9 protein-coding genes and 2 pseudogenes are annotated in these 9,687 nt (G+C 63.7%); 5 read left to right on the top strand and 6 right to left on the bottom strand.

Going from position 1 to position 9,687, the window contains the following annotated elements; genetic code table 11:
- The 4 genes from pgk to tkt form a co-directional block, all read right to left on the bottom strand.
- A partial coding sequence (pgk, locus tag EOA33_RS13835) for a phosphoglycerate kinase (protein ID WP_127405859.1) occupies positions 1-434 on the bottom strand: 434 nt, incomplete at its 3' end.
- Positions 435-538: 104 nt separating this feature from the next.
- A complete protein-coding gene (locus EOA33_RS13830) occupies positions 539-2,428 on the bottom strand; it encodes a potassium/proton antiporter (RefSeq protein WP_126057971.1) in 1,890 nt (629 codons plus the stop codon).
- A 208-nt stretch (positions 2,429-2,636) separates the two neighbouring features.
- A complete protein-coding gene (gene gap, locus EOA33_RS13825) occupies positions 2,637-3,647 on the bottom strand; it encodes a type I glyceraldehyde-3-phosphate dehydrogenase (RefSeq protein ID WP_126057972.1) in 1,011 nt (336 codons plus the stop codon).
- A 155-nt stretch (positions 3,648-3,802) separates the two neighbouring features.
- Positions 3,803-5,794: a transketolase gene (gene tkt, locus EOA33_RS13820; RefSeq protein ID WP_126057973.1), complete on the bottom strand. Its 1,992-nt coding sequence runs from the start codon at positions 5,792-5,794 to the stop codon at positions 3,803-3,805.
- A gap of 258 nt (positions 5,795-6,052) precedes the next feature.
- Between tkt and EOA33_RS13815 the strand changes: the two genes are divergently transcribed.
- From EOA33_RS13815 to EOA33_RS13795, 5 genes and pseudogenes are all read left to right on the top strand, one after another.
- On the top strand, positions 6,053-6,325 hold the full coding sequence (locus tag EOA33_RS13815) for a DUF4164 domain-containing protein (RefSeq protein WP_006200774.1): 273 nt from the start codon (positions 6,053-6,055) through the stop codon (positions 6,323-6,325).
- Between the two features lie 4 nt (positions 6,326-6,329).
- Positions 6,330-6,695, top strand: coding sequence for a cell division protein ZapA (locus EOA33_RS13810; RefSeq protein ID WP_126057974.1), 366 nt, complete (start codon positions 6,330-6,332; stop codon positions 6,693-6,695).
- A 172-nt stretch (positions 6,696-6,867) separates the two neighbouring features.
- A complete protein-coding gene (locus tag EOA33_RS13805; protein ID WP_126057975.1) occupies positions 6,868-7,527 on the top strand; it encodes a peroxiredoxin in 660 nt (219 codons plus the stop codon).
- 74 nt (positions 7,528-7,601) lie between these two features.
- Positions 7,602-7,724, top strand: a pseudogene (locus EOA33_RS13800) (IS1 family transposase); the annotation flags it as partial.
- Complete coding sequence (locus tag EOA33_RS13795; RefSeq protein WP_126057976.1) at positions 7,721-8,113, top strand: hypothetical protein; 393 nt, start codon at positions 7,721-7,723, stop codon at positions 8,111-8,113. The pseudogene EOA33_RS13800 and the gene EOA33_RS13795, both read left to right, overlap by 4 nt.
- Before the next feature lie 193 nt (positions 8,114-8,306).
- On the opposite strand, the gene rpoH is transcribed toward EOA33_RS13795, so the two are convergent.
- Positions 8,307-9,218: an RNA polymerase sigma factor RpoH gene (gene rpoH, locus EOA33_RS13790; protein ID WP_126057977.1), complete on the bottom strand. Its 912-nt coding sequence runs from the start codon at positions 9,216-9,218 to the stop codon at positions 8,307-8,309.
- A gap of 234 nt (positions 9,219-9,452) precedes the next feature.
- Positions 9,453-9,687 (bottom strand): annotated as a pseudogene (locus EOA33_RS13785) (RNA pseudouridine synthase); the annotation flags it as partial.

Here is a 9,687-nt window from a genome sequence, read left to right as displayed (position 1 = left end):
TTGACGAAGATATCGCCATTGGCGGCGAGCTTCTCGGTGAAGGCCGGATCGTTCTTCTCCTCAGCCTTGTAGAAGCGGGTGTTTTCCAAAAGCAGCACATCGCCCTTGTCCATGGCGGCGACGGCGCTGCCTGCTGTGTCGCCGATGCAGTCGGCGGCGAAGCCGACGGGCCGGCCGAGCACGTCCGCCGTGGCATTTGCGATCGGCTCGAGCGAGAATTCGGGCGTGGGGCCGTCCTTGGGCCGGCCGAAATGGGCGAGCAGGATGACCTTGGCGCCCTTGCTGGACAATTCGGAGATGGTCGGCGCGATGCGCTCGATGCGGGTGACGTCTGTGACCTTGCCGTCAGCGACGGGAACGTTGAGGTCGACGCGCACCAGCACGCGCTTACCGGAGATGTTGCCGATGTCGTCCAGTGTCTTGAAGCCGGCCATGCTGGGTCCCTTTCTGCGAAAATCGCCGGGACCTTACCCACCACCGGCGACTATGCAAGGCCCGCGTTAAAGCGCGCGCGCAAAAATGATGTAGGCGCGTAAGATCAGCTTTCGCTCGCTGCCTTTTGCCCGACCGGTTCGGGTGTCGGGGGCTGTTCCGCCGGCGTCTCGGCGCCAGGCGCCCGCGCCGGCCTGCGCCGGCCGCGGATGAAGGCGGCGATGCGGTCGACGATCTCGCCGGCGCTGAGGAACACCGGCACGCGCGCCACCGGCGCGGTCGGCTCGAACGACAGGCCGATGCCGGTGATCCGGCCCTTGTCGTCAACGTCGCGCACGATGAGCTCGATCGGCCCGATCAGCACCCGGTCGGCATATTCGGGATGGCCGCCGAGCCGCTCCGTGACCAGGGCGCCGACCGTCAGCTTGCGTTCTGCCTCGGTCAAGCCCGGCGCGTAGGCAGCCTCCAACTCCTCGGCCGAGCGCGTCGGATCTAGCGCAAAGGCGCCGAAGAAGTCCGCGTCCTCCGGATCGACCACGGCGCGGCTGGCGAACAGCTTGTCGAGCAGGCGCGGATAACGGTCCGGCACGAAGATGTATACTTGGTCGCCGGCGGCGAGCCGGCCCATGTCCTGGAAGCGCATCGAGCGGCCGTCGCGCAGCACCAGCGAGGGCCGCGCCCAACGCGGGATGCGCTCGCCACGCGCCACCGGGCTGCCCGGCGCCACGCGATAGGCGAGCAGCTCGTGATGGGCAGAGCCCGGCAGTTCGAGCTCGACCTTGTCCAGGGGCCCGAGCCTCGCCGGCACGATGAGGCCGAGGCGGCGCGCCAGCGGGCCGACGGTCCAGCCCTGCACGACCAGCGACACCAGCACAATGATGAAGGCGACGTTGAAGATGAGGCGGCCGTTTTCCAGGCCGCCGAGCAGCGGCGTGATGGCGAGCAGGATGGAGACCGCGCCGCGCAGGCCGACCCATGAGACGAAAGCGACCTCGGGCCGTGGCAGGCGGAACGTGACCAGGCAGAGCCAGACGGCGATCGGCCGCGCGACGAAGATCAGGAACAGGCCGAGCAAGGTCGCCGGCACCAGGATCGCCGGAAATTGCGAGGGCGTGGCAAACAGGCCAAGGATCAGGAACATGATGATCTGTGCCAGCCACGACATGCCGTCCTGGAAGCGCCTAAGGATGGTGACGGCGCGGATGTCTGAATTGCCCGATACCAGCCCGGCGAGATAGACCGCCAGGAAGCCCGAGCCGCCAATGGCGCCGGCGGCCGCGAACACCATCAGCGACAGCGTCAGCACGAAGATCGGCAACAGGCCGTGGTCGAGGTTCAGCCGCTCGACCAGGCGCACGATGGCAAGGCCGCCGAGAACGCCGATGACGGCGCCAAGCCCCATGCTGATGAGGAAGCCGAGCACGAGGCTGGTGGCAAGCACATTGGCTTCGGGATTGGCGTGGGCGGCGATGATCTCGACCAGAGTGATGGTCAAGAAGATGGCGATCGGGTCATTGGTGCCGGATTCCACCTCGAGCGTCGCGCGCACGCGCTCGCGCAGATTGATCTCGCCGGCTCGCAGCAGGAAGAAGACGGCCGCTGCATCGGTCGAGGCGACGGCGGCGCCGAGCAGGAAGGATTCCAGCCAGGTGAGGTCGAGCATGTAATAGGCAGCGGCCCCGAACAGGCCGGTGGTCAGGATGACGCCGACGGTCGCCAGCGACAGTGCCGGTCCGGCCGCCTGGCGCAAGGCATTGAGCGGCGTGCCGAACCCGGAATCGAAGAGGATGACGGCCAGCGCCAGTGAGCCGGCAAAGTAAGCCAGGCGGGCATTGTCGAACTCGATGCCGAGACCATCGGTTCCGGTGGCCAGACCGATGCAGAGGAACAGCAGCAGAAGGGGAGCGCCGAAGCGAAAGGCGATCAGGCTCGAAAACGCGGCGGCAACGACAAGGGCGGTGCCGACCAGCGTTACAAGATAGATCGCATGCTCCATCCGGAATTGCCCCTCAAATCCGCCTCCCTCCCCGCTTTACGGCAGAGTGGGGCGAAGACATGACCAGCGCAAGGCGGCAGCGTGATTTTTTGCTCCTATGGGGCTGATTTCCGGGGGTTTTGCCGCTCGGGGCGCCAGCCGGCCTGCAAACGAAAAACGCCCGGCCGAAGCCGGGCGTCTGATCTGGAAAGATTGCGGCCTGCGTCGATCAGGCGATGGTCTTGCCGAAGGCGACGGCGGTGTCGCCCATGCGGTTGGAGAAGCCCCATTCATTGTCGTACCAGGACAGCACCGACACAAAGTTGCCGTCCATCACCTTGGTCTGGTCAAGCGCCACGATCGAGGAATGCGGATCGTGGTTGAAGTCGATCGAGACATTCGGGTGATGGGTGACCGACAGAACACCCTTCAGCTTGCCCTTGGATGCGGCGATCACCGCTTCGTTGATTTCCTGCGCGGTGGTCGAGCGCTTGGCGATGAACTTGAAGTCGACGACCGAGACGTTCGGGGTCGGCACGCGGATCGAGATGCCGTCGAGCTTGCCCTTGAGGTCGGGCAGCACAAGGCCGATCGCCTTGGCCGCACCGGTCGAGGTCGGAATCTGCGACAGCGCAGCCGCGCGGGCGCGGTAGAGATCCTTGTGCATGGTGTCCAGCGTCGGCTGGTCGCCGGTGTAAGAGTGGATCGTCGTCATCATGCCCTTCTCGATGCCGACCGTCTCGTGCAGCACGGCGGCCAGCGGCGCCAGGCAGTTGGTGGTGCAGGACGCATTCGAAATGACGATATGGTCCTTGGTCAGCTTGTCGTGGTTGATGCCGTAGACGACGGTGAGATCGGCGCCTTCGGCCGGCGCCGAGACGATGACGCGCTTGGCGCCGGCGGTGAGATGCGCGGCGGCCTTGTCGCGGGCGGTGAAGATGCCGGTGCACTCGAGCGCGATGTCGATGCCGAGTTCCTTCCAAGGCAGCTGGGTCGGGTCCTTGATGGCGGTGACCTTGAACTTCTCAGAGCCGACCGAGATCTGGTCGCCGTCGACCGTCACTTCGTGCGGGAAGCGGCCATGCACGCTGTCGTAGCGCAGCAGATGCGCATTGGTCTCGACCGGGCCGAGATCGTTGACGGCGACGACGTCGATGTCCTTGCGGCCGGATTCATGGATGGCGCGCAGGATGTTGCGGCCGATGCGGCCGAATCCGTTGATGGCAACTCTGACGGTCATGTTTCTCTCCCTGGGAGGCGGATGGGGTCCGCAGCTTCATAGCGGCGGACGGACAAAGAATCCAGCCTTGGAAGGCCTGGATTTAAATCGATTAGGTTGGGCCAGTCCGCCGAAACGGCCATGCGCGGTTTTGGCGGGCTCGCTTGCCTCAACCCTTACTTGCCATGCAGGCGGGCTTCCACCGCTTTCGCCGCAGCATCGGCGGTGATGCCGAAATGCGGATAGAGCTGCTCGATGGTGCCGGAGGCGCCGAAGCCGGTCATGCCGATGAAGATGCCGTCGCTGCCGATGATGTGGTCCCAGCCCTGACGGATGCCGGCCTCGATGGCGACCTTCACCTTCGCGCTGCCGATCGTGTTTCTGCGGTAGTCGTCGCTCTGCTGATCGAACAGTTCGAAGCAGGGCACCGATACGACGCGGGTCGGGTGGCCGTGCTGCTGCAGCAAATCACGCGCGCCGAGCGCGACCTCGACTTCGGAGCCGGTGGCGAAGATCGTCACCGCCGCCTCGCCGTTTGCCGCGGCCAGCTCATAGGCGCCGGATGCGCTGAGGTTCTTCTCGCTGTGCTCGGTGCGAACGGTCGGCAGGTTCTGGCGGGTCAGCGCCAGCGTCGACGGCGTCTTTTCGGATTCGAGCGCCAGCTGCCAGCATTCCGCCGTCTCGACCGCGTCGGCCGGGCGGAAGACCTTGTGGTTCGGAATAGCGCGCAGCGCTGCCATATGCTCAACCGGCTGGTGCGTCGGCCCATCCTCGCCAAGGCCGATCGAGTCATGGGTCATGACGAAGATCGAACGAATGCCCATCAGCGAGGCCAGGCGCATCGAAGGCCGGGCATAGTCGGAGAAGCACAGGAACGTGCCGCCATAGGCGATAAGGCCGCCATGCAGCGTTAGCCCATTGATCGCCGCCGCCATGCCATGCTCACGGATGCCGTAGTGGACATAGCGCTGGCCGTAATCGTCCGGCGTGATATTCTTGGTCTGGCTGGTCTTGGTGTTGTTGGAGCCGGTGAGATCGGCCGAGCCGCCGATGGTTTCCGGCACAGCGCCGTTGATGACCTCGAGCGCCATCTCCGACGATTTGCGGGTGGCGACCTTTGGCTTGTCGGCCGAGAGCTTCTTCTTGTAGTCGGCAATGACGCTGTCGAAGTTCGACGGCAGCTTGCCACTGACACGGCGTTCGAACTCGCCCTTCAGCTCGGCGTCCGTCTTGGCGAGACGCCCTTCCCAGTCAGCGCGGGCCTTGGCACCGGCCTGACCCGCCGCGCGCCATGCGTCGAGGATGTCGCCCGGAATCTCGAAGGGCGGCGAGTCCCAGCCGAAGAACTTGCGCGCGCCGGCGATCTCCTCGGCGCCGAGCGGCGAGCCGTGCGCCTTGTTGGTGCCGGCCTTGGTCGGGGCGCCGAAGCCGATGGTGGTCTTGCAGGCGATCATCGTCGGCTTGTCGGAGTGACGCGCCGCCTCGATCGCATAGGCGATCGCTTCCGGATCGAAGCCGTCGATGTGGCTGGCGTTCCAGCCGGAGGCCTGGAAGCGGGCGACCTGGTCGGTGTTGTCGGCCAGCGACACCGGACCGTCGATCGAGATGTTGTTGTTGTCCCACAGCACGATCAGCTTGTTGAGTTTGAGATGCCCGGCGAGCGCGATGGCCTCCTGGGAGACGCCCTCCATCAGGCAGCCGTCGCCGGCCAGCACATAGGTGTAGTGGTCGACGAGATCCTTGCCGAAGGCGGCATTCATGATGCGCTCGCCGAGCGCGAAGCCGACCGAGTTGGCAAGGCCCTGGCCGAGCGGCCCGGTGGTGGTCTCGATGCCGGCGGCATGGCCATATTCGGGGTGGCCCGCGGTCTTCGAGCCGAGCTGGCGGAAATTCTTGATCTGGTCGAGGGTCATGTCCTCGTAGCCGGTCAGATAAAGCAGCGAATAGAGCAGCATCGAGCCGTGGCCGGCCGACAGGATGAAGCGGTCGCGGTCAGCCCAGTGCGGGGCCCTGGCGTCGAATTTCAGGAAGCGGGTGAACAGCACCGTGGCGATGTCGGCGCAGCCCATGGGCAGGCCGGGGTGGCCGGAATTCGCCTTCTCGACTGCGTCCATGGAGAGAAAACGGATCGCATTGGCCATCCGGTCATGTTGTTCACGCGAGGTCATGCTTCCTCCGGGGTGGGGGTTTGAGGCCTTGGGAGAGGCCTGGAAAGGGTGCGCGACACATAGCAGGCGCGGCCCTTGAGTCAACAAATCGGTGCGTTTTTGCCGGCCTTGTGATGGTCCCGACAGACTTACATTAGCGTTAGCGGGGGACAGTCGCGAGAGCTTTATTGACGTTGCCTTCACACGGCGCCTAATGTTTCCTGGATAACGCGTTCTGAACGCGAACGATTCGGTGATGGGCAGGGTGCAGGACGAGCCATGACCGGGGAAACGACGCTCAAGGAAGTCATCGCCAGGCTGGGCAAAGCCATCGAAGGCCTGGAAAACGCCGTCGCGGCCAAGCTCGAGCACGAGCGCGACTATTCGGAGGCCGAGGCGGAGGTGCAGCGCATGAACGCCGATCGCTCCAGGCTGGCGCAGGAGCTCGACAATTCCGAAGCGCGAGCCGAACGGCTGGAAGACGCCAACAAGGAAGTCTCGCGCCGGCTGGTGACCGCCATGGAAACCATCCGCGCGGTGTTGGACAGGTAGGCCAATGGCACAGGTCACGGTTTCCATCGACGGCAAGCAGTATCGCATGGCCTGCGACGAGGGCCAGGAAGAGCATCTGATCGACCTGGCCGAGCGTTTCGACCGCTATGTCGCGCATCTCAAGGACTCGTTCGGCGAGATCGGCGACCAGCGGCTGACGGTGATGGCCGGCATCATGGTCATGGACGAGCTTTCCGAGCTGCAGAAACGCGTCAAGGGCATGGAAAGCGAAGTGGTGACGCTGCGCAAGACGCGCGACGAGGCGCTGGCCAAGGCCGGCAAGAACGACAGCGTGCTGACCGATGCGCTGGGCGCGCTGGCCCAGCGCATGGAAGACCTCGCGACGACGCTGGCGATCAAGAAGGCCTGAGCCTCGACGCGGCAGAAATTCCTGCCGCATTTGCCCGGAAAAGGTGAAAATATTTCGTCGCCGGTGCCATTCTCGGCGGCGGTTGCCGTATGAAGCATGCGGTCAGAGTGGTAGAGATTGCGAGCGGTGCCGGCGCGGCATGCCGGCGACAGTCAAAGGGTAGGGACACGTCATGAGTCTTCGTATCAACGATATCGCGCCGGACTTCACGGCCGAAACCACGCAAGGGACGATCAGCTTCCATCAATGGATCGGCGACGGCTGGGCGGTGCTGTTCAGCCACCCGAAGAATTTCACGCCGGTCTGCACGACCGAGCTCGGCACGATGGCCGGGCTGGAAGGCGAATTCAAAAAGCGCAACGTCAAGATCATCGGCATTTCCGTCGACCCGGTCGCCAGCCACGACAAATGGCAGGCTGACATCAAGACGGCGACCGGCCAGGAGGTGAAATATCCGCTGATCGGCGACAAGGACCTCGCGGTCGCCAAGCTCTACGAGATGCTGCCGGCAGGCGCCGGCGAGAGCTCGGAAGGCCGCACGCCGGCCGACAACGCCACGGTGCGTTCGGTCTATGTCATCGGGCCGGACAAGAAGATAAAGTTGGTGCTGACCTATCCGATGACCACCGGCCGCAACTTCGACGAGATCCTGCGCGTCATCGATTCCATCCAGCTGACGGCCAAGCATCAAGTGGCGACGCCGGCGAACTGGAAGCAGGGCGAGGACGTCATCATCACCGCCGCGGTTTCCAACGAGGACGCGATCAAGCGCTTCGGGGCGTATGAGACGGTGCTGCCTTATCTCAGGAAGACCAAGCAGCCGACGGCCTGAGGCCTGAGCCTTCCTTCTCCCCGTTTCACGGGGAGAAGGTGCCCGAGGGCGGATGAGGGGCAGCGCGGCGTTCCGCGATGGCCGCTGGTGTCACGGACAAGCTTTGGGAGATTGCGGATATCGTGGCACTGATCGAGGCGAAGGAAGCTGAAAAGCCGGTCGTGCGCGGCCCTTACAAGAAGCGGGCAGTAGCATGACGCAAAGGATCTCGCTCGCCTCAAAAATCACGCTGTCCTATGTGTTTGGCGTGATTGGAAGTTTGTTAGCCGTGTCGAATCCTTCGCCGGAGAATCCATGGTCTGAGACACTTTTGCTTTTCGCCGCTTATTTTGTGGCCGGCATCCTAGTGTCGTGGCCGCTTTACCTGGCAGCAGTTGTTGCAGCCATCGCTTTCCCACGCACTGTTGCCGGGAGACCAGGACTGTGGACTTCCGTGGCGGTTCTTATCGCAGTAAGCTTCTCTTTTTTGACCCTTCCGTATGACGGGCATTTCAGATCACTCGCTACGCTAGGGGCGCTCGCTGCTCTGCTCGCCGGCTTTTGTTTCTACTGCATAGCAAAGCCGATGAGGCAGATTTCAAACTAACCCGCTACCCATTCTGGGATGCGATTGTTTCCTTGCCCCGAAACGATACCCTCGCAGCGTCGGCGCTGCCCCTCATTGTCCTGCCGGACATTTCTCCCCGTATAGTGACGGGGAGAAAGGGCTGGACCGCCGCTTTCGCCAAACAAAAAAGGCGGCACCGCAGCGCCGCCTTTTTTCATTCATGCCTTGAGCCTTACGCCGCCGGCTGCGCCTCGATGGTGCGCAGCGCCTGCGTCTGGCGCTTGGCTGCGGCCTTGACCGCATCCTGCACCTTCTCGAAGGCGCGCACCTCGATCTGGCGCACGCGCTCGCGGCTGATGTCGAACTCGGCCGACAGTTCTTCCAGCGTCAGCGGCTCATCGGCGAGGCGGCGCGCCTCGAAGATGCGCCGTTCGCGCTCGTTGAGCACGGAGAGGGCGCCCGACAGCATGGCGCGCCGGTTTTCCAGCTCGTCCTGCTCGATCAGCATCTCTTCCTGGCTTTCGTGGTCGTCGACCAGCCAGTCCTGCCACTCGCCGGACTCGCCCTCGCTTGCCCGGATCGGAGCATTGAGCGAAGCGTCGCCCGACAGGCGACGGTTCATCGACACTACTTCCGCCTCGGAGACGTTGAGACGGGTGGCGATCTCGGCGATCTGGTCGGGCTTCAGGTCGCCATCGTCAAGCGCCTGGATCTTGCCCTTCACCTTGCGTAGGTTGAAGAACAGCCGCTTCTGGTTGGCGGTGGTGCCCATCTTGACCAGGCTCCACGAGCGCAGGATGTACTCCTGGATCGAGGCCTTGATCCACCACATGGCATAGGTGGCGAGCCGGAAGCCGCGCTCCGGTTCGAATTTCTTGACGGCCTGCATCAGGCCGACATTGCCTTCCGAGATCACCTCGCCGATCGGCAGACCGTAGCCGCGATAGCCCATGGCGATCTTGGCGACGAGCCGCAAATGGCTGGTGACGAGCTTGTGCGCGGCCGAAGTGTCCTCATGCTCGGCGTAACGCTTGGCGAGCATGTACTCTTCCTGCGGCTGAAGCATCGGAAAGCGGCGGATTTCTTCCAGGTAGCGGCTGAGGCCGCCTTCGCCGGAGACGATACTGGGTAGTGACTGGGCCATGATAGCGCCCCCTCTCTCTTGGAGTGATGCCCCCGAAACGCGGCGGGCATGTGACGCGAATGCCAAACGGCTCATCCGCGGCAACTGCTGTATATAGGAACAAAACCAGAAAGGACAGGCATTTGTTCAACACGAAACAGTGTGTCACGCTAAAGTGAACAACGCCAGTCAGGTTTTTTTGATGGTTGCTTTGAAGCGGGTCGATGGTCGGTTTGAAGCGGATCGATGGCGGGCTCAGAGCTTGCGAAAGCCGCCGACGAGTGCCTCCATGTCCCTCGGTATCGGCGCTTCGAACCTCATCGCTAGATGGGTAGCCGGGTGCTGGAATTCAAGGAGCCAGGCGTGCAAGGCTTGCCTGGCAAATGCGTTGACTTCGCCTTTCAGCGGTTCGGGCAGCCGGTTGGCCTTGGTGCGGAAGGCCTGGCCGTAATCGGGATCGCCGACCACGGGATGGCCGATATGGGCCATG

The sequence above is a fragment of the Mesorhizobium sp. M4A.F.Ca.ET.050.02.1.1 genome, from assembly GCF_003997725.1.
Taxonomy (GTDB): Bacteria; Pseudomonadota; Alphaproteobacteria; order Rhizobiales; family Rhizobiaceae; genus Mesorhizobium.
This window is presented reverse-complemented; position numbering and strand designations above follow the sequence as displayed.

Coding starts and splice junctions, on each gene's coding strand:
- EOA33_RS13830 (WP_126057971.1), bottom strand. CDS start 2,428: ATGGAGCATGCGATCTATCTTGTAACGCTGGTCGGCACCGCCCTTGTC.
- EOA33_RS13795 (WP_126057976.1), top strand. CDS start 7,721: ATGACGCAAAGGATCTCGCTCGCCTCAAAAATCACGCTGTCCTATGTG.
- EOA33_RS13805 (WP_126057975.1), top strand. CDS start 6,868: ATGAGTCTTCGTATCAACGATATCGCGCCGGACTTCACGGCCGAAACC.
- rpoH (WP_126057977.1), bottom strand. CDS start 9,218: ATGGCCCAGTCACTACCCAGTATCGTCTCCGGCGAAGGCGGCCTCAGC.
- tkt (WP_126057973.1), bottom strand. CDS start 5,794: ATGACCTCGCGTGAACAACATGACCGGATGGCCAATGCGATCCGTTTT.
- EOA33_RS13815 (WP_006200774.1), top strand. CDS start 6,053: ATGACCGGGGAAACGACGCTCAAGGAAGTCATCGCCAGGCTGGGCAAA.
- gap (WP_126057972.1), bottom strand. CDS start 3,647: ATGACCGTCAGAGTTGCCATCAACGGATTCGGCCGCATCGGCCGCAAC.
- EOA33_RS13810 (WP_126057974.1), top strand. CDS start 6,330: ATGGCACAGGTCACGGTTTCCATCGACGGCAAGCAGTATCGCATGGCC.